The following is a 20,078-nucleotide window of genomic DNA, read 5'->3' on the forward strand; positions in this document are numbered from 1 at the left end:
CCCCCAGCACCTAAATTAGAAGGGGCTAGATTTGCGCAGAATGAAGTGATGAGGTAAACATTCTATGCTTTTCAGTTTCCATAACTAAAACTGACAACAGATTTTACTGAACCAAGAGCCACAATCCCATGTAAAATAAACCTGATAGGAATGCAAAGCCCGATTCTTCATCGGCTTGAAATGGATAGCAGGGCTGATCTACCCAAAAGCACCGAACCTTGCTTTTCAAAATAATATTGACCACCTAAGTCACTTGAGAACACTTTAGCGATATGGTTTAGGGCTTTCATTAATCTAGCTACTCTATATCATCCATTTTACATACTCAAGTGTCATTATTTTTTAAAGCTTAGGCCCGAATGGATAAATATGTATTATGAAATAACAAAATTAGCTAAGTTTGTATGGAATGAGACATTTAAGCCGATTAAACAAATACTTTCTTAAATACAAATGGTGGATTATACCCGGAAGTATTTTCGTGGTAATTTCTAATATTTTTGGCGTAGTGCCTGCCCAGGTGATTGGCTATGCAGTTGATCTGATTACCGAGAACATCCAGATTTTTAACCTTTTTTATGGTTTCGACCGCCAGGCCATTATTTACGATATTTTTAGCAGCAATCTCTTATATTTTGGCTTACTGGTTATAGCGCTTTACTTACTGCGGGGGCTTTTTCTGTTCTTTATGCGTCAGACTATTATTTTAATGTCGCGGCATATAGAGTTTGATATGAAGAACGATATCTACCAACATTACCAGGAACTGAGCTTGGGGTTTTATCGAAGGAATAATACCGGCGATTTAATGAACCGTGCCACAGAAGATGTTAACCGGGTGAGGATGTATGTTGGTCCCGCGATTATGTACACCATCAATACATTTGTTTTATCTGTGCTCATTATCTGGTCGATGTTTGATGTAAATTCAAAACTGGCCATCTATTGTTTATTGCCCCTTCCCTTCCTTGTAATCATTATCTATTATGTAAATACCCTGATCTTCAAAAAAAGCGGAAAAATACAGGAGCGCCTCTCCGATCTTTCGAGCTTTGTACAGGAACGTTTCTCCGGAATCAGGATCATTAAATCATACGTTCGCGAAGATTACACACGGAACATGTTCGAAATCCAAAGCAACGATTATAAAAAAGATTCGATGAGTTTGGTTAAAGTATCGGCACTGTTTTACCCAACCATGCTGTTATTGATAGGCTTAAGTACCATTTTAACTATATATATCGGCGGTATCCAGGTGATGAATGGCAGTATCACAGCAGGGAATATTGCCGAATTTATCATTTACATCAACCAGTTAACCTTTCCGGTAACCATGTTGGGCTGGGTTACTTCTTTAATCCAGCGGGCTGCTGCATCGCAAAAAAGGATAAATGAATTTTTGGATATCCCATCTGACATCCAATCGAAAGAAACTGCTGAAATTGAGCTAACAGGCAATATCAGGTTCGACCAGGTAAGTTTTACCTACCCAGATACAGGGATTGAAGCTTTAAAAGAGGTGAGTTTCGAGATTAATAGTGGCGAATTTGTAGCCATTATCGGAAAAACAGGCTCCGGAAAATCGACATTGGCCAATCTGATTATGCGGATGTATGATGTAGAAAATGGTACTATTGATATTGATGGAAAAAATATTAAAGCCTTAAATCTAAAAGATTATCGTGGGCAGATCGGCTTTGTACCACAAGAGGTTTTCTTATTTTCTGATACTATAAAGAACAATATTGCCTTTGGTTTAGACCAGGTTACGGATGAAGAAGTGCATACTGCTGCTAAAAATGCCTCGGTTTATACCAATATTATCGATTTTGAAGAAAAGTTCGAAACCATGCTGGGCGAACGTGGAATTACACTCTCCGGTGGGCAAAAACAACGGGTTTCTATCGCCCGGGCTTTAATAAAATCACCTAAGATTTTAATATTCGATGATTGTCTTTCGGCGGTTGACACTAAAACCGAAGAGGAAATACTACAAAATCTTGGTAAAATCATGGCTGGAAAAACAAGTATTTTAATTGCCCACAGGATTTCTACCATTAAAAATGCAGATAAGATTTTAGTGCTGGATAATGGTAAAATCATCGAACAAGGCACACACAATGAATTACTTAGTAAAAACGGAAGCTATACAGAGCTTTACAATAACCAACTTTTGGAGGAGGAAACCCGAACTATTTAAATTGTATTAAAATTGTATTTTGAACTTTAAATATTTGCTTTATATTTACCGAAACCAAAAACCAACATCAATACCAACCATGGGAGAATTCGACAACAAGGAAAGAGAAGAAGTTTTTTCAAAGAAAGTAAGAGCAGGTAAGAGAACTTATTTCTTCGACGTGAAGGCTACTAGATCGGGTGATTATTATTTAACAGTTACCGAGAGTAAGAAAAGATTAGAAGACGGTGTGTTTGTAAAACATAAAATCTTTTTATACAAAGAAGATTTCGAAAAATTTGCAGAAGGACTGAATGAAACTGTTGATTACATCAAAACTCACCAAGATGTGGTTGAAAAACGCTATGAATATTCTGAAAATGGAGAACATAGCACTAAAGCAAGCGACGATTTTACTTTTTAAGTAATATAATTTCAATAAAAAAGCCTCCTGATTTTAAAAATCCGGAGGCTTTTTCGTGTGCGTAATATTTTTATTTTATGCCTCCACCTGCGAGTACTGCCAACAGCAAAAGAAAATAGCTGGCTATCAATACGATGGTAATTATACCCCAAAATTTAAAGAGCGATTTTACATGAGCAATGGCATCATTTAAATTTTCCTGATCGCCGAATAAAACCCCTTGTTTGCCTTTGGCCGAAAAACGCATCAGCAATAAACTTGGATAAAAAAAGAACAAAGCCAGCAGCAGGTAAAATATGGTTATACCTGTTGCGCCAATACCGCCCAATGGACCCAATTGATTGAGCATCCCTGGATTAGCCGTTACCGCAGCTCCTATTCCAAATGAGCCCAAGGTTAAAAATGCCGAGATAACAAAACCCACAACCGATAAAAATCTTGCCCACTTACTCATATCGTAAAAATAGCTCCGCATTTCTTCGGTAACAACCAATTTTACTTCCTGGGGCACTTCATTTTCAAAATCTTCCATTTATCTCTATCTATTTTGGGCTAAACTTAGATAAAATATAGATTTGATGCAATAGCAAGGGTTTAAATAAAGGTTTTAAAAGCTTATCTTTGCGCGGATTTTAAGGCGGAAGGCGGAAGGCGGAAGGCGGAAGGCGGAAAAGGTAAAATGGTTGATGGCCAAAACTAAAGCCCAAGAACGAAACACAAGGCTATTGACCATAAGACAATAGACCAATAGCAAAAAACTAAAGATATAAAGACTAATAAATAATGGCATTACAATGTGGTATAGTTGGTTTACCAAATGTTGGGAAATCGACTCTTTTTAACTGTTTATCAAATGCAAAAGCGCAGGCAGCAAACTTTCCCTTTTGTACTATTGAGCCCAATGTTGGCGTAATTACAGTACCTGATGATAGATTAACCAAATTAGCCGAGTTGGTTAAACCAAACAAAGTGCAACCAAATACAATCGAGATTGTAGATATTGCAGGTTTGGTAAAAGGTGCATCGAAAGGCGAAGGCCTGGGAAACCAGTTTTTAGGAAATATCCGTGCCACAAATGCAATTATTCACGTTTTACGTTGCTTTGATGATGGTAATGTAATCCACGTAGATGGTTCTGTTGATCCGATCCGTGATCGTGAAATTATTGATACTGAGCTTCAGCTTAAAGATTTAGATACCGTTGATAAACGTATTCAAAAAGTTGAAAAAATGGCTAAAACTGGTGGTGATAAAGATGCTAAACGTACTTATGAAATTTTAACGGTAGTTAAAGCACATTTAGAAGCTGGCAAATCTATCCGTACCGCGGCATTGGCTCAAGATGATTTCGATTTTATTGAAGATTTAGGTCTACTTACACAAAAACCGGTAATGTACGTTTGTAATGTTGATGAGGCATCGGTAATTAACGGCAATAAATATGTTGATTTAGTGAAAGCAAATGTTGCTGATGAAAATGCTGAGGTTTTAGTGATCTCTGCTAAAATTGAATCAGAAATTGCTGAACTGGATAGCTATGAAGAGCGTCAGGAGTTTTTAGCTGATTTAGGCTTAACTGAATCAGGTGTAAATAAATTAATCCGCGCAGCTTATAAATTATTAAACCTTTACACCTACTTTACCGCTGGTGTACAAGAAGTTAGGGCCTGGACGATTACAAAAGGTTTTACCGCGCCACAAGCTGCTGGTGTTATCCACACTGATTTCGAAAAAGGATTTATCCGTGCGGAGGTAATCAAATACAACGATTTCGTAACCTTAGGTTCTGAAAATGCCTGTAAAGATGCTGGTAAATTAGGTGTTGAAGGAAAAACCTATGTAGTGGAAGATGGAGACATCATGCACTTCAGGTTTAATGTTTAAACCCTAAATCCCCTAAAGGAGACTTTGAAAAAGTATAATAATATAGAGCCACTTGAAAGAGTGGCTTTTTTTGTTTGAAGACTTTTTTTACCACGGAGACACAGAAAGCACGGATACCACTCAATTGTCACGCTGAGCGGAGTCGAAGCGCTTAATTAACAACAGATAATACAGATTAACACAGACAGTTAACGATGACAGATCCTGAAATAAATTCAGGATGACGAACGTTAGAGAACGCACAGAAAAATGGAATTATATCGCTGTGCTCAGCTTAAAATACTGGCAGCTACATTGCCACTTAAACCCGATTGACAGTGAAAGCGCCTGATTCTTCATCAGGCCTTGAACAGAAAGCGGGAAGAAACTTAAAATAGAGCTTCTGCAACTGCTTTCCAAAAACTGCAACCTATTAATATTAATAAATAATAAAATACATTGGTTGAGCTTGTATTTTGCATTAAGATTCCCGCCTGCGCGGGAATGACGACAACTCTTTGCCATTTGTTTTTGTGATGTCAGATATTACCATCCGATACCAATAGTAAACATTTTAGAATAAAATTTATTGATCTTTTATAAAAATCAAACAGTTAGATGTTACAATCTAACTGCACATCAAAGGAAGAAGATACCACTATACAAGAATAAAGTATTTTTGAGTTTGGTGTCAGAATCGAACTGACTACACTGGTTTTGCAGACCAGCACACATCCATTGTGCATACCAAACAATCAGCAATAAAAAAAGCCACTTATTACATTTGTAACAAGTGGCCTTTAAATCTTTTTATATTTTTTATCAGATAAATAAAGTCAACCCGTTACTTTTTGAGTAACAAAAACACGAGTTTAAACAATATTTTTCTGTTGTATTTTTCACGGCGTAAAGATAAATATAATTTTTAATTAGCAAGTATTCTTTTTAGTAAGAGTTGCCAATTTAAAATTAGGGGCATTAAGAAATTTAAGATAGATCCCTCTCCCGACTTAACGTCGGGACTGCTCTTCAGTCGAGATGACGATCCATTTATTAAATCTCCAACCCATAAGCAGCCAGTTGCACTTTGGTATCTTCGTAATCGGTATGATGGATACCTCTTAAGCCTAAACCTTCGGCTACTTGCACAAAAAGCATCCGATCATCAATATATAAACTCGTTTCTACATCACTTTGCGAAATATCGATAGCAACTTTAAAAATATCGGCATCGGGTTTACGGAAATGCACAAAGCTAGAAGACACAAAGAAATCGACAAATTCGTTCAGTTTAAATGTGTTAATTCTATATTGGTTTAGCTCCCTGCCCTCATTACTGATTACAGCTACTTTAAGGTTATATTTCTTTTTTAAATCGCAGATCAACTGAATCATTTCGGGATAAGGAAGTGATTTTTTGAACATAAATTCTTTAAAATCATCGTAGGTAAAATTCCGTTCTTCGAAGAAAACAATACGTTCTAAATATTCATCGAGGGTTAATTTACCCACCTCATAGGTATCGAAGGTAAGGTGATGGCGTTCTTCGAGGTCAACAGAGTCGAGGTTAAAAAGCACAGAAGCTTCGCCCCTTGCATGCCTATCCCAGCCATTGGTTAATAAAACGCCACCGATATCGGTAAAAAGTGTGGTAATTTTCTTTTGCATGATTTAGATTTAGAGTAAAACGCCTTTTAAAATTAATACAGCAACACTGAAATAGATTACAATTCCGGTAACATCAACCATAGTGGCTACAAATGGTGCTGATGAAGTTGCCGGATCGAGTTTTAGTTTTTTCAAAATAATTGGCATCATCGAACCAATTAAACTGCCCCATAATACGATGCCAACAAGGGTAAAAAATATGGTTGCCGCAATTAAAAACCAATGCGGACCATAGTTATAGAGGTGTAACTCTTGCCAGGTTACAATGCGGACAAAGCCAATTGTGCCTAAAATGATGCCCAGCAAGGCTCCTGAAACGAGCTCGCGGCGCATTACGCGCCACCATTCGGCAATAGTTACTTCGCCTAAGGCCATGGCCTGGATAATTAAGGTTGAGGCCTGAGAACCGCTATTACCGCCGCTACTCATAATTAATGGAATAAAAAGCGAAAGTACCACAGCTTTTTCGAGTTCGATTTCGAAGTGCTGCATGGCTGTTGCGGTTAACATTTCGCCTAAAAAGAGGACGATTAACCAACCTGCTCGTTTTTTAACCAGTTTTAGGATCGGGATATCGAGATAAGGTTCGTCCAAAGCCTCAGTACCCCCAATTTTGTGCATATCTTCGGTGTATTCTTCGTTGGCAATCCACAGGATATCATCAACGGTAACAATACCTAAAAGAATGTTATTTTCATCTACTACAGGTAAAGCCACACGGTTGTTCATCCTGAAAATATTGATTGCATCTTCCTGAGGATCGTTAGCTTTTAGGGCAATAAAACGTTTATCGGTAAGTTCGCCAATAATTGCTTCAGGATCGGCCAGTAAAACCTCACGGATCCTGATATCATCCAACAGTACTCCTTCTTTATCGATCACATACACCACATCGATGGTTTCGGAGTTTTTTCCGTAGCGTCTGATGTGCGCCAAAACCCTTGTGATAGACCATTCGGGCTTTACAGCGATGTAATCGGGCGTCATTAAACGGCCAATACTATCTTCTTTGTAGCCTAAAAGTGCAAGCGATTCTTTACGTTCTTCGGGTGGTAAAAGCGTAATCATTTTTTTTACCACATCGCCTTTTAATTCGCTAAAAAGTGCGGTACGGTCATCTGGTGGCAGATCTTTGATGATCTGATTCAATTTATTGCCCGAAAGTTTTTTGATGATCCGCTCCTGGGTAGGAAAATCCAGAATCCTAAAAACGTTTACTGCTCTATTGAGGGATAAGGTTTCTATAAATTTAGCTGCATGTTGTGGAAGTTCGTCAATCAGTTCTTCAACATCCGAAATATTCAGTTGATCGAGATATTGCTTTAAAGCCTTATCATTTTCTTTTTCAAGCAGTTCCTGAATCTCTTCCACAACCAATTCTTCCATAAAACACAATCTAATTTATTACATGCCTAAACCTCTATTAACGGTTCGCAAAGGTGCATTTTTATTTCTTAAAAAGCCAATAGTGTAGGTTTAAAATTAGCCAGAAAGGCTTCTTAAATTAAAAATAATGGGAAATAAACTCAACATACAAGCTTGCAGGTTTATGATTTAATCATTTTTTAACATAAAAGATATCTCAATAGCAGGAAGTTAATTTTGACAACAATTTACAGATTAAAAATAGGCTTGTTTTTTTAATGAAATGATTTTGATTTTTCTATATTTGCAGCCTTATGCTCCCGTAGTTCAATGGATAGAATTATGGTTTCCGGTACCATCGATATGAGTTCGAATCTCGTCGGGAGCACTTAAGGAAACAGCACACCTTTGTTGTTTCCTTTTTTTTTTCGCAATAAAATCCTGGAGCACAAACCTTTACAACATCAGATTATGTTCAACTTCTGCTCAAAAACCTATTGAACCATATTTAAGATCGGTTCAAAAAAATATATCTACTATGGAATTATCTAGATTATAAAGGGTTCGGGTATTTGACAAAGAAGCTTATGCTTTAACGATTTCAAAAGGTAGCTGGCCTTTATTATACTCTTCTTTTATTTCTGAATGGCACCTGCGATTTATAGTAGTCATTACAAGAAGTATTAGAAAATCAAGGGAATTGTTTTTGACAGCTGAATTTATTCTGCTTGAGGTACTTGTATAAAACTGCATATTTATGATTTACGTATGGTGTAAAATTCTAATTAATTTTAGCGCAGAAAGTAGTTAGATCAGTTAAAAGACTGGGAATACTCAAATCCAAACTAATAGGCAATCTCACTAATGTTTAGGTTTGTTGTAGAAAGCAAAACTTTAGCCGCTTCAATAATATGGTTATAAATATATTGCAGGGCACTTTGTCGGTGAGGTTACCTAACATATCACTTAAATAATTGGCAGAAAGATGAAGGTCATCTGCCAGTAGTTTAACACTGGGAACGAGGTGACCGCCTTCTTTTCATTTTCAAAATATCCGGTCAGAATTTGTTCTAATCTTAATAAATATTAAACGCCTAAAGGATATATTTTGCACTTTCTGTATCCAGAAAAACAACAGCCCCCTCATGGTTTCTCAAGATCGTTGAAGGACATGCTGTATCTACAGGCATGGTAAAGGTATTTAATACTGCCTGTGCTTTGGTTTTGCCAGGAACCACACAATTAATTACTGCCGCATTGATTAATACAGGAATAGTGAGGGTTAGGGCCTGTGTTGGCACCAGATCTAAAGAAGCAAAGCAACCATCGTTAACCTGCTGTTGCCTACAAGCGAGCTCTAGTTCAACAACTTTTACTTTTTTACGATCATTAAAGTCGGCCACTGGCGGATCATTGAAAGCCAGGTGTCCATTTTCTCCGATTCCCATACAAACAATATCAATGGGAAAACTTTCCAACAATCTGGAATAACGCGAGCACTCTCCTTCGATATCTGCCACATTTCCATTAAGGTAATGAACTGATTTAAAATTAAATTTATTAAAGATCCTTTCTTTTAAGAAGTTGCCAAAACGTTGGGGCGCATCATCATCCAGGTTGATATATTCGTCCATATGGAATGCATTAACTTGCTGCCAAGGAATATTCTCATAAAAAAGTGCCTTTAAAAACTCATTCTGTGAAGGTGCGGCAGCAAATATGATATTTACTACGCTTTTTCGTTTTAATACCGATTCTATTGCGATAGAGAGGCGGTTTGCAGCGGCCTCTCCCATTGATTTTCTCGATTCATAAATCCTGACTTCAGGAAATTTAGCGAAATTTGATGTTAACATTTGGTTTTAATTAATCTTGCCGTTAAAAAATCTGTTCTGCTGTCGGATCAGACGAAATCAAGCCTTCCGAAAAAGTCTTTTTGGTGAAAATCAGGATGCTCAGCCTCGATCATGTTCCAGCATAAGTAATGTGGTTCAGGAAGCGAATCGCCACATTTGTAAAAATTTCCGCTCGCTTTGCGATTCTTAAAGGAAACATCCACATTAAAGCAAAAGGTTTCATTCGGAATAACCAGTGTCATTTCCCAGCTGAACAGTTTCTGCCCATTTTCAACCGTGCTGTAAATGGCCGTATGTGAACGGATATTTGCAATTAGACTTTCTGCAATCAGTGCGCGTTGATCGCGCTCGCTTCCGTAACCGATTTTACATACACCAAGGCAGTTAAACTCCATGTTGTAATAACTTCCATGGTTATCGAGTGCAAGAAAAAATTCAACGCAACTGTCTTTATGTATATCACCGTTAATATCCGAGCTTGCACTCAGATAAGGCTCTGAAATCTGGTATTGCAATAGAATAGCATTATCGTTATACGCAATAACGCAATCGGCCTTAACCGCTGCCAAAAATTTTGGCCAAGGGTTGCTGTTGATTGCCAGTTTTGGAAAATGTTTTAACTGCCTGGCCAAACAGCTCATATCTGAACTATCCTGAATAGGCAAATAAGGTACTTCAATTGTTTTCAAAGAGTAGGGTTTTGTTTGGTGGATATAAAAATGCTTATCCTGTTTATTGTAAATTAATGATGAGTAAGGAGGTGGCTTCTCTTTTTACCATAAACAAGATTGCCTCTGATGATGGTTTTTTCTACGTTGATCTGATGATCAAAAATTACAATATCTGCATCTGCACCTAGCTGAATTGATCCTTTCTGTTTACCAATCCCCAGAATTTCTGCTGGAGTACGAGTCGCCATCCTAACCGCATCCATGAGCGGTATTTGGGCAAGATTGATCATATTCCTCACCAATTGATCGGCAGTAGCCACACTACCTGCGAACGAACTCCGGTCAGGCAATTTTGCCACACCATCTTCGATAACCACTTTCATGCCATCGTGCATACTGCCCAAAATACTTTCACCATCAGGCATACTCGCACCCCGCATGGCATCTGTAATCAGCGCGGTATGTCCAGGACCTTTAATTTTGTAAACCAATTTTAAAAGTGGTGCAGGCAGATGCGATCCATCTGCAATAATTTCTACTGTCATTTCGTCAATCAGATAAGCACTTTCAACTACTCCGGCATAACGGTAAGCGTTTCTTCTCGATACGCCCGACATGCAGGAATAAAAATGGGTAGCATGGGTAAAACCATTTTCGTATGCCTGTACCACTTCTTCATAAATGGCATCGGTGTGCGCAATGGCGGGTAAAATATTTTTGCTTCTCAGGTAGCTTCCAAAGGCCAATGCACCTTTCAATTCAGGAGCAGCACTCCATCGTTTAATGAAAACGGCACTTTCTACCAGTTCTTTGTATTCGGCAGGGTCAGGATTGCGGATATAGCGCTCATCCTGTGCCCCTTTTTGCTTGACATTAAAATATGGGCCTTCGATATGAAGTCCAACAAATGAAGCACCCATTGTATTTTTGCTGTTGGCAATTTCATAAATGGAAAGAGTATTTAAAAGATCCTGTTTTTCGCAGCTTAAAGTGGTTGGCATCAAAGCTGTAGTGCCATAGGCCGCATGTGTCTGTGCAACACCTAAAAAAGCCTCTATGGTATTATCCATAAAATCGAAACCGCCACCGCCGTGCACATGCATATCAATAAAGCCCGGCGAGATATACTTTCCGCTTGCATCTATTGCTTCTGCCCCGCTTATATCCGGATTTCCGTTACCTACCTCAACAATAATCCCATCGCGGATAACGACTGTACCATCTTTGATCAATCCTTGCGGAGTGATGATATTTCCGTTAAAAATCTTTAAATAACCCATTTTCTAAAATTATTTATAGCTGTTAAATCTTTTTAAATTTTATACTCTGTTTTTTGCTTGCGGCAACCGACGAGGCGATGTAAAGCCCGGATAAAACCGAACGGACATCCATTAGAACCTCATTATAGCCTTCTTCCAGGCCTACATTATTTTGAGAAACAATCTTCCCAAAATAATCGGTAATAATTACCGTGGCATGCTCTTTCAAAGCGGAATAGATTGTTAGTTTCACCTGACGGTCTGATACCATCGATACTTTCATCGGATGCTCCTCTGGCTTGGCAACCACCGCCGCAGATTGCATCGTCCTCGCACCCATCTCCAGGGCATCCTGTCCCATAAATGAAAGTTTAAAATCTACCTTACTCAATTTTGCCTGCAAAGAGTTGGCCAATGTGGGCGGAGTTGTAGCGGGAGTTCCGGAATTGCCAGAAGTATTAAAGGTAAAACTATTGATGACCGAATCTGCGGGAAGCTCTCCCGAGGCCGAAAAATTGGTTAGCGAGGCTGCTCCCTGCTGAAGTGTACCATTTACCCAAATGTTAAATTTTTGGGCGGGCAAAGTATAAGTTGTAGCATTTTTAGTGTAAGATTGAGCCGTAGTCGCATTATTGCAATAAAGCTCAACATCGTAACTGCCCACCTTATTAAAAACATTGCTGTTAATGGTGGTATATCCAAAAGCGGTATTCCTAAAAGATAAGGTAGCGTAATTCCCCCCGTAAAAATCGAGGCGGACTGCACCAAATACACCCGCAGTATTCGTACTGGTTAACTGGTTGGTACCATTAAAAATACTGCTGTTAATGGTACCATTGCTATATCCGAACGGTATGATCAGCTGCCCGTTGGTTAGTGCTGCATTGAGGTTTAAGTTAAAAGATATGGTGGTTACCGGGCTTGCCTGATACACATTGTACCAGGCAAGTTTACTTGGAGAGCTGCCCGATGATGCAATTGCCTTGATGTTATATGGAACAGTTGTACTGTCGATCAGAAAAGATGCCCCCGTATTCGCTCCGAGAAAAACCATCGAAGATCCATATGGTGGGTAGGGCAAAAAACCTGCAACCGTTGATTTGGATGTTGAGCTTTTTGCTGTAGTTGTGGCCGAATACAGCGGGCCGGCATTACCGGTCTTCGTAGAAAGATCGTAAGCCCAGGTGAGGTATGGCGCGTCCCAACCGCTTGCGGAGTGGATCTTATCAACGATTGCTTTAAGCAGCGATTTGTTGGAACCGGTATCATCCTGCAATAACTGCCAGATCATTACACCACCGCCCCTGGCCATTGCCAAAGCAGTTTTGTTCATAATTGTTGGTTTTCCATTGTAGTTTACCACATAACCGTCAGTTCTTTTGATGGTATCTCGGTTTTCTGCACCGGTGTATGCTGCGGTGATATCTTTATAAAACATGGCCGTAAGTGCTGTTCCCATTTTGTAATACCCATAAAAGGGAACACCAAGCGTAAGTTTTGAAGCAGCAACCCCACGGGTATCTCGCCAATAATCTATGGTCAGTTTAGAGAAGCTGTAGGGCGAATGCTCCTTTCCGGCCAGATCGTATGCCATCAGGTTTACAAAATCGAAAGCTGCCATTGCATTATCCGAAATTTTTGCCCTCGTATAATAGGCAAGTGCTGCCGTAAGCAATTTACCAGAGGGGTGCAGCGTATCGGCGAGTTCGGTAACAAAGCTTTCGTAATTGGTATCGATATTGTCACCCTCCAGATCTACATCAATCCCATCAACATTATACAGCGAAACCAGGGCCACCAACTTGTTTATAAAGGCCGCCCGGTTCGAATTGAGCAGCAATTTGGCATACTGCGACTGGTTTGAGCCGCCTGCTATGGAAATAAGCACCTTTACGTTATTTAAATGTGCCTTGGTCACAATCTGACTGAGACCGGTACCCTGCGAAGAAGGGAAGTTTCCGGCGGTATCGGGATTAAAAAAAGCAACGTTCAAATGGGTAAGCTTCGTAAAATCGAAGGCATTAAGGTGATCAGCAAATGTGCTCGTATATTTTGGCAGGTAACCCACTACCCTAAACTGTGCCTGCAGCATGCCCGTTGACAGTACCAATATTGCTGCGCACAGCACTAGCCTTCTATATTTTGTCAGGTATTTTTTCATAACTTATTTCTTTGGGTTAATAATGTTTTATTGATCACACCAAGTAAGGAATGATCACCTGATGCATCATGCATCAGCTGCCAGATCATAATTCCTCCGGTTTCTTTAAGCGCAAGCAAGGTTTTCTTTCGGATCGTTTCGCTCCCGTTACAATACACAACTCCCCCACCGCCAGGCAATTGCACTTCATCAACATTTTCTGCATCTTTAAAATTGGCAACAATATCTTTAAAAGCCATTTCCCTGTATTTTTTATCGTTATCAGGCAAACTTCCAAATCCATAACCATAAAAGGGCACGCCAATAATAACTTTCTGTCTGTTTAAGCCCCGTTCATTTGTCCAATAATCAATCTGTTCTTTTGCCATACTGATCGGTGAATGCTGGCCAGGATCGTTAGGGCGCCAGGGCGCATGTTTGTCATAGGCCATAAGCGTTACAAAATCGAATGCATTGAGCGATGGGTCAGTTATCCTCTTCCGGGTGGAAAATGCCAATGCAGCACTTATTTCTTTGTTCTTTTGATGTAATTCTACACTCAGCGCCATTACAAAGGGCTCATAATCAGCACTGATATCATCGTTTTCTATGTCAACATCAATTCCGTCAAGATTATATTGTTCAGCAAAGGCGATAAAATTGTTCACAACCCTGGTTCTGTTTTTTATGGCCAATAAAGTATCCAGGAATAGGTGCCTGCTTCCGCCCCCGCATGAAATCATCACTTTTACCTGCGAACGGTGGGCCAGATCTACCACAGCCTTTAGTTGATCGTATTCCTTAAACTCTCCGTTGGGCTCAGGATTGATAAAAGCGATAAAAAGATGTGTGAGTTTATTCAGATCGATACTTTTAACATCGTTCAGCAGATTATTATTGCTCCTGAGGTAACCTACAACTTTAAATTTCGCACTAAGCCCCTGTGACGAAAATAACACGGTTAATAAAACAATCAACCGGATATAAAAAAAAGATCTATACATAAAACGTCAATTTGAGGCATGGAAGTCTATTCAGTTTCCATCCCGGTTTTTAAATTTAATTTACCTGTACCTTGCAGGTACGCGAAGTTTTCATGTTGTTGTAGGCAGCCTCCACCGAAATGGTAAACAACCCTTTTGCTGTCCCTGTAAACGTATAATCTTTGCTAGTGGCAACCACCGCATCATTTACTTTCCAGGTAACTGCAACCTGATCGGCGGGCGAATAGGTAAGCCCGGAAAACACCTTGGTCTGTCCGACCGTAATGACAGATGTAATCGCTGGAACGGGAAACAGGATATTATCACCAAAAATCCTGGGATAAAGAATACTCGCATCTTCCTGATCCTGAACATCATCTTTTTTGCATCCGCTCCATGCACTGCTGCAACAGATTGCTGCAATGAGGAGTATCATTAATTTCGTTTTCATATTGTTATCGTTATATGTTTTATCGATGTTGTTATTGTTTGTCCCACCAAACCCTGTTCTCCCAATTATCTGTTCCCGGATATAAACCTTCTTTAATATTTGAAATCGCCTGTCCAACGTTGGCTGTGTTCTGTTCTTTTTCTGAAAGTGGGTATTCGAACCTGCGTGGAATACTGGTTGCTGTCGACTCTGCACGGATAGAGGGTACTAAAGCAGGAAAACCTGTTCTTCTCCAATTGGCAAAAGCTTCCGGACCGTTCATAATGTAATTGATCCACAGTTGATTGTTGATCAGTTTCAGTTCGTTACCTGCACTAAGCGGGTTGGCGGTTAAAAAAGTATTAATCTCAGCATCGGTAATTACCGGACCACCTGGAAACAAGGCCAGTTGTTTCATCGCTGCAGAAACACCTTTTGCATAATGCTCTGCCGCTGTACCACTGATGGTAATACCTGGAAAGCGAAGAATGGCATCGGCCAAAAGAAACTCAACCTCGGCGTAGGTAATATGAAAAAACGGTGCATTAAAACGGATCAAGAAATTGCCGAACTGGGTTCTTTGTTCGTTATTGCCGATACTTACGTTTGCCCCATTAACATTAATGGTTACCGGGGTTAGGTATGGCCCAAAAGGCAGGCGGTCGTCATAGATAAATTTGCTGGCCGGAGTGCCCACTAAGCCATTGGCCGAAGCTTTGATCTGTTCGGTAATGTCAATCCGGCTGGCAGGAACACCTGCACGGTAAACCCTTACAATAGAGTTGAACCTGGGATCGGAAGTGCTTTTCAGCTGATCGAACAGCGTTTGGCAAAGCAAAGGATATTGCGATTGACGGGTTACGGCAACTGAAGTTCCATTGCCCCTGATATCCGTTCCTGTACTTTCCACATCCTCATGCCTGGTCATGCAGATATCGCTGTTACTGGTAAATACACCTGCTGCAACTGCTTCCTGAATGGCTGCTTTTGCCTTTTCTGGATTGCGTTTTGCCAGGCGTAATGCCAAACGGAGCTTAAGTGAATTGGTGAATTTTTTCCATAAAGCAATATTTCCGTTGTAGAATAAATCCTTGTTCAGGATTTCGGTATTGCTGGTAAACGACGCGCCCGCTTCGGTAAGTTCCTTTAAAAAGTCATTGTAAATAAATTCCTGGGTATCGTACTTTGGGCGGATTGTTCCATCGATATAGGCTTTGCCGGCATCTGTATAAGGAATATCACCATAAATATCAGTCATCCTTGCAAAAAGATATACTTTCATTACCCTGCACATGGCGTAGAGGTTTGGCTTGGCGGCTTTGCTCAGTTCAGCCCTCTTGGTGGCATCTACAATGTTTACGATATCGTTCGGATATCCATTATCCCATAATGCATTCATCGCAGTAGCATTTCTTTCATACAAAAAGCCTAACCTTGTGGCATAAGCACCACCAGTTTGCTGCATCATGGGCTGAAGCACTAGAGTATTAATGTATTGTTGTGTGCTTACATCGCCCGAAAAGCGTGCCTGCGTTAAAGCCATTTGCGCAGCAGGATCCATATCGGATGATTTTGTTGGATCGATGTTTACATCACCGAAATCGTTGAACTTATTACATGAGAATAGTACAACAGCCAAGAGGCTCAGGCATAGCACTTTTATATTTTTCATCTCTATTTTGATTAATTGGTCAAAATTTCCTGTATCTGAATATTTCCCGGTCAGATCAGAACTGTTTTTTTTGTCTTGCGTTCTCATCTTCCTTAAAATTTTGCACTCAGGTTAAACCCAAAACTTCTGCGGGATGGCAATGAGCCATATTCAAGCCCCTGTCCGTTGCCATTCTGGTAATTGGAATCAGGATCTACGTTCGGCACATTTTTATATAAAATAAAAGGGTTCCTCGAAACCAGCGATAAAGCAAGATTCCTTAAACCGATCCGTGTAGTCAATTTTGTATCGAAGCGGTAAGTAAGTGTAAGTTCTCTCACCTTCACATAAGTTGCATCGTAAATAAAACGCGTTGGTACAGCCGAGTTCGAATTTGCCCAGCGTCCCCAGTATACCGAAGGATCAACTGCTGCCGTATTGGGCGTGTAAACTGCATTGCCGTTTACCGTTGTTTTGATTACCCCCTGTGGTACATATCCCCTAACCTTACCGGCAGCAGTCCATTGTGCAGCAGTTTGGCCCGCAGATAATCTTGCCTCTTCTGATTGGATCCATTCGTCCCTCCCCTCAAGTGTCATTTCGCTGTTTCCCAGATAAGCCGCCTGATAGTTGGTCATGGAGAAAAGATCGGCACCCGATTTAATATCAAGTACGGCACCAAAACTCCAGTTCTTGTAATTTACTTTGGTTCCAACTCCCCCGGTCCAGCTATAGGTACCTTTCCCTAGTACCTCCCGTTGCGCCGATATGGCCGGAAGCAAAGTAGTCGGATCAAGGATAACATTTCCGTTTGGATCGTATTGATAATTATAGCCCAAAATTGCACCATAAGGCGCCCCTGGCATGGCCACTACCGAAAGGCCCAGCCAGCGTGCATCGGCCAATGAGATAAAAGGATTGCCATCTGCAAGCGAAAGCACATCATTTACGTTTCTGGCAAAGTTCAGGTTCAGATCCCAGGAAAAATCTTTTCCAATAACCGGACTTCCCGACAATGACAGTTCGATACCTTTGTTGGCAATTGTTCCCGCATTAACCACCTGACGGGTAAAGCCAGATGAGGTCGGCGCAGGGATCACATTGATCTGATCTCTCGATTTCTGGGTATAATAGGTTGCATCGAAAACAATCCTATCCTTTAAAAACTTAAGGTTGGTACCGACCTCAAAGGAACGTGTTCTGGTTGGTCTTAAATTGGCATTCGGCAAAGTAGTAGAGGATATCGTACCCAATGAAACACCCTGAAAACTAATCGGTGCCAGGTTATAATACAGATTTAGCGCATAAGGGTCGGTATCGTTACCCACTTCAGCAACCGAAGCCCTGATTTTACCAAACGATAATATCTTTTTGTCCACCTTAAAGGCATCGGTAAAAACAAAACTTCCCGATACGGATGGATAGGTATAGGTATTATTATCAACCGGAAGCGTTGATGAGGCATCCGTTCTTACGGTGAAATCTAAATAAAGATAATTTTTAAATGAGGCGGTGAGTAAACCGTAAACAGAATTTTTCTGTTTTCTGACGTCATTTTCGATAACGGTTTTGGTTGCATAACTGTTCGGACTGATCTTATCGGTAATTACCTGGTTGATGTACTGATTGGTGGTTCCATATCTGCGGCTCCTATATAAGGAAGCCCCTAATCTTGCAGTCAGTGTAATGTCTTTTGAAACCGAGCGTGTTCCGGTAAGGAGGATATCAGCCTGATTGGTTAAATATCGGTTAGAAACAGCATCCATAACCCCGGTCTGCATCAGCGGCGTACTGATGGGGCTCACCTTCTGAAAATTGAAATAGGTAAAATCGGTAGAAACCCTTCCTTGTGCACTCAACCAGCTATTAAACTTATAATTGGCCTGGAACGAACCGGTAATACGGTCTTTGTTCGATTCGTTTTTCATTTCGTTAACCACCCAGTAAGGGTTTAACCTGTAATCGTTCTGCCAGTTTAAATATCTGCCATTTGCATCTTTATAATGATCGGCAAAATAGGCCTGGTCCACGTTATTGGCCAAACCGATAAGTGAATTACCGATGTTGGAGGCGTTATCCGCCAGGGCGGGTCTATTGTTTACATCTTCGTTCAGATAAAACACCCTGGTATCGAGCGTTAGTTTTTTACCAAATTTGGAAAACCCGCTAAAGTTGAAGGTGTTTCTTCTCAGCCCACTATTGGGCACTACATCATTTACACGGATATCGGATGCCGAAATCCTGAAGTTGGTAGTTTCAGTGTTCGATGCCAGCGAAAGCGTATTGGTATAAGAAGATCCTGTTCTGAAAAAGCCGTCGATATTGTTTTTTACCAGACCATATGAGCGCTGTTGTCCATCAAAGCCAATGTAGCTGAGCGAAGGGTCAAGGCGCGGGCCGAAATTCACAAAAAGTGTGCCCAGCGACTGCTGCTGATCAGTTGGCAGCAATCCATTTCTTCCCTGTCCGTAAATATACTGATAGTCATCGTATTGGGTAAGTTGGGTTTCAAATGAGGTGGTGCTGTTGAAATCAATCCCAAGATCCTTTTTATTTTTCCCTTTTTTGGTGGTAATCAGGATTACGCCGTTTGCAGCACTACTACCATAAAGAGCAGAAGCTGATGGGCCCTTTAGCACGCTGATTTTATCGATATCATCAGGATTGATGGCCGAGATTGCATCGCCGAGATCAAATCCTTCGGCAAATTTGCCGCCACCTGTAGAACCATAGTTAGAATTGTCCATCGGAATACCATCAATTACGTAAAGTGGCTGGTTATCGCCAGTTACACTGGTATTTCCACGGATTATTACGCGTGATGATCCGGCGGGGCCGCCAGAGGTACTGGTAATGACCAGCCCTGGTACCTTACCTGCAAGTGAGTTGATTACATTAGGCTCTCTTGCTTTATCGATCTCGCTACCGCTTACTTCGGAATAAGAATAACCTAGCTCCCTTTCCTGCCTATTGATGCCCAAGGCTGTAACTGCTACAGAATGTAGTTCGAGCACGGAGGCTTTCATCGTTAAATTAACCACTCGTTTATTATTGCTGGCTATAACGTTGATGGTTTGGTAGCCGATCATCGAAAACCTAATGGTATCGCCCTGGGCGACTGGAATAATATAGCCGCCCTGGCCATTGCTGATTACCCCTGACTTTGTTCTGAGGTTCTGAATGCTCACACCGGGAAGCCCATCGCCCCCCTCGTCGGTTAGTTTTCCAGTTAGCGAAAACTGTACCTGCCTTAAGATCGGCAAACCCTTTGAACTGAATTTAGCGGATAAGCCAAGGGGAACAAGCCCTGCAAGGCATATCACCAGCAGCAGACGGGTTCTCCACCTTGAAAGTGATAAATAGTGGTTCATATTAGTTAAGTTTTGGTTGTTAGTCGATTTGGTCTGTTACATTCGTTTACGTACACGTAAAATATTCAAAATAATACCCCGGTAATCTATCCTCAAAATAGTACAGGGGTTATTGGTATTTCAGCGTCATGCGTAAAAGAACTTGGTTATGTTAACTATTCATTATCAATACTTAATCATTTCGTTAACGTACACGAAAATTACAATTAAGTTTTAAT

At 40.5% G+C, this 20,078-nt stretch carries 14 protein-coding genes and 1 tRNA gene; 4 read left to right on the top strand and 11 right to left on the bottom strand.

All coding sequences use genetic code 11. The annotated features are described in order from the left end of the window. The first annotated feature begins 409 nt into the window (after positions 1-409). Together ASU31_RS17030 and ASU31_RS17035 are read left to right on the top strand one after the other, a co-directional pair. Complete coding sequence (locus ASU31_RS17030; protein ID WP_057933475.1) at positions 410-2,200, top strand: ABC transporter ATP-binding protein; 1,791 nt, start codon at positions 410-412, stop codon at positions 2,198-2,200. Between the two features lie 79 nt (positions 2,201-2,279). After that, positions 2,280-2,603, top strand: a complete 324-nt coding sequence (locus ASU31_RS17035) for a DUF3276 family protein (RefSeq protein ID WP_029275977.1) — start codon at positions 2,280-2,282, stop codon at positions 2,601-2,603. 70 nt (positions 2,604-2,673) lie between these two features. On the opposite strand, the gene ASU31_RS17040 is transcribed toward ASU31_RS17035, so the two are convergent. Further along, a complete protein-coding gene (locus tag ASU31_RS17040) occupies positions 2,674-3,135 on the bottom strand; it encodes a hypothetical protein (RefSeq protein ID WP_057933476.1) in 462 nt (153 codons plus the stop codon). 251 nt (positions 3,136-3,386) lie between these two features. On the opposite strand from ASU31_RS17040, the gene ychF reads away from it, so the two are divergent. Beyond that, positions 3,387-4,487, top strand: a complete 1,101-nt coding sequence (gene ychF / locus ASU31_RS17045; RefSeq protein ID WP_029275975.1) for a redox-regulated ATPase YchF — start codon at positions 3,387-3,389, stop codon at positions 4,485-4,487. Positions 4,488-5,519: 1,032 nt separating this feature from the next. Here ychF and ASU31_RS17050 read toward each other — a convergent pair. Both ASU31_RS17050 and mgtE read right to left on the bottom strand, forming a co-directional pair. Continuing rightward, positions 5,520-6,134, bottom strand: coding sequence for an HAD hydrolase-like protein (locus ASU31_RS17050; RefSeq protein WP_057933477.1), 615 nt, complete (start codon positions 6,132-6,134; stop codon positions 5,520-5,522). A 9-nt stretch (positions 6,135-6,143) separates the two neighbouring features. Next, positions 6,144-7,520, bottom strand: coding sequence for a magnesium transporter (gene mgtE, locus ASU31_RS17055; protein ID WP_057933478.1), 1,377 nt, complete (start codon positions 7,518-7,520; stop codon positions 6,144-6,146). Between the two features lie 295 nt (positions 7,521-7,815). On the opposite strand from mgtE, the gene ASU31_RS17060 reads away from it, so the two are divergent. Then, positions 7,816-7,887, top strand: a tRNA-Arg gene (locus ASU31_RS17060). A gap of 706 nt (positions 7,888-8,593) precedes the next feature. Here the strand turns inward: ASU31_RS17060 and ASU31_RS17065 are convergent. Genes ASU31_RS17065 through ASU31_RS17100 form a run of 8 tightly spaced genes read right to left on the bottom strand, consistent with a single transcriptional unit; the run spans position 8,594 to position 19,860 of the window. Then, entirely contained in the window at positions 8,594-9,355 is a 762-nt protein-coding gene (locus tag ASU31_RS17065) for a glucosamine-6-phosphate deaminase (RefSeq protein WP_057933479.1), read from the bottom strand. 47 nt (positions 9,356-9,402) lie between these two features. After that, the gene (locus ASU31_RS17070; protein ID WP_157258075.1) at positions 9,403-10,044 is read right to left on the bottom strand and encodes a carbohydrate-binding family 9-like protein; all 642 of its coding nucleotides are present in this window, start codon (positions 10,042-10,044) and stop codon (positions 9,403-9,405) included. A gap of 53 nt (positions 10,045-10,097) precedes the next feature. Continuing rightward, positions 10,098-11,306, bottom strand: coding sequence for an N-acetylglucosamine-6-phosphate deacetylase (gene nagA, locus ASU31_RS17075; RefSeq protein WP_057933481.1), 1,209 nt, complete (start codon positions 11,304-11,306; stop codon positions 10,098-10,100). Positions 11,307-11,328: 22 nt separating this feature from the next. After that, positions 11,329-13,446 carry a glycosyl hydrolase family 18 protein gene (locus tag ASU31_RS17080; protein ID WP_057933482.1) on the bottom strand — a complete coding sequence of 706 codons (2,118 nt, stop codon included), beginning with the start codon at positions 13,444-13,446 and terminating at the stop codon, positions 11,329-11,331. Continuing rightward, positions 13,443-14,429: a glycosyl hydrolase family 18 protein gene (locus ASU31_RS17085; protein ID WP_057933483.1), complete on the bottom strand. Its 987-nt coding sequence runs from the start codon at positions 14,427-14,429 to the stop codon at positions 13,443-13,445. Before ASU31_RS17085 ends, ASU31_RS17080 begins: the two co-directional genes overlap by 4 nt. A 55-nt stretch (positions 14,430-14,484) precedes the next feature. After that, the gene (locus ASU31_RS17090; protein ID WP_057933484.1) at positions 14,485-14,859 is read right to left on the bottom strand and encodes a hypothetical protein; all 375 of its coding nucleotides are present in this window, start codon (positions 14,857-14,859) and stop codon (positions 14,485-14,487) included. A gap of 31 nt (positions 14,860-14,890) precedes the next feature. Continuing rightward, positions 14,891-16,597 (bottom strand): SusD/RagB family nutrient-binding outer membrane lipoprotein, encoded by a 1,707-nt coding sequence (locus ASU31_RS17095; protein WP_057933485.1) that lies wholly within the window; start codon positions 16,595-16,597, stop codon positions 14,891-14,893. 5 nt (positions 16,598-16,602) lie between these two features. Then, positions 16,603-19,860 (bottom strand): SusC/RagA family TonB-linked outer membrane protein, encoded by a 3,258-nt coding sequence (locus tag ASU31_RS17100; RefSeq protein ID WP_057933486.1) that lies wholly within the window; start codon positions 19,858-19,860, stop codon positions 16,603-16,605. Between the last annotated feature and the right edge of the window lie 218 nt (positions 19,861-20,078).

It is taken from the genome of Pedobacter ginsenosidimutans (assembly GCF_001442625.1).
Classification (GTDB): domain Bacteria; phylum Bacteroidota; class Bacteroidia; order Sphingobacteriales; family Sphingobacteriaceae; genus Pedobacter; species Pedobacter ginsenosidimutans.

Coding starts and splice junctions, on each gene's coding strand:
- ASU31_RS17065 (WP_057933479.1), bottom strand. CDS start 9,355: ATGTTAACATCAAATTTCGCTAAATTTCCTGAAGTCAGGATTTATGAA.
- ASU31_RS17030 (WP_057933475.1), top strand. CDS start 410: ATGAGACATTTAAGCCGATTAAACAAATACTTTCTTAAATACAAATGG.
- ASU31_RS17090 (WP_057933484.1), bottom strand. CDS start 14,859: ATGAAAACGAAATTAATGATACTCCTCATTGCAGCAATCTGTTGCAGC.
- ASU31_RS17080 (WP_057933482.1), bottom strand. CDS start 13,446: ATGAAAAAATACCTGACAAAATATAGAAGGCTAGTGCTGTGCGCAGCA.
- mgtE (WP_057933478.1), bottom strand. CDS start 7,520: ATGGAAGAATTGGTTGTGGAAGAGATTCAGGAACTGCTTGAAAAAGAA.
- ASU31_RS17050 (WP_057933477.1), bottom strand. CDS start 6,134: ATGCAAAAGAAAATTACCACACTTTTTACCGATATCGGTGGCGTTTTA.
- ASU31_RS17095 (WP_057933485.1), bottom strand. CDS start 16,597: ATGAGAACGCAAGACAAAAAAAACAGTTCTGATCTGACCGGGAAATAT.
- nagA (WP_057933481.1), bottom strand. CDS start 11,306: ATGGGTTATTTAAAGATTTTTAACGGAAATATCATCACTCCGCAAGGA.
- ychF (WP_029275975.1), top strand. CDS start 3,387: ATGGCATTACAATGTGGTATAGTTGGTTTACCAAATGTTGGGAAATCG.
- ASU31_RS17035 (WP_029275977.1), top strand. CDS start 2,280: ATGGGAGAATTCGACAACAAGGAAAGAGAAGAAGTTTTTTCAAAGAAA.
- ASU31_RS17085 (WP_057933483.1), bottom strand. CDS start 14,429: ATGTATAGATCTTTTTTTTATATCCGGTTGATTGTTTTATTAACCGTG.
- ASU31_RS17040 (WP_057933476.1), bottom strand. CDS start 3,135: ATGGAAGATTTTGAAAATGAAGTGCCCCAGGAAGTAAAATTGGTTGTT.
- ASU31_RS17100 (WP_057933486.1), bottom strand. CDS start 19,860: ATGAACCACTATTTATCACTTTCAAGGTGGAGAACCCGTCTGCTGCTG.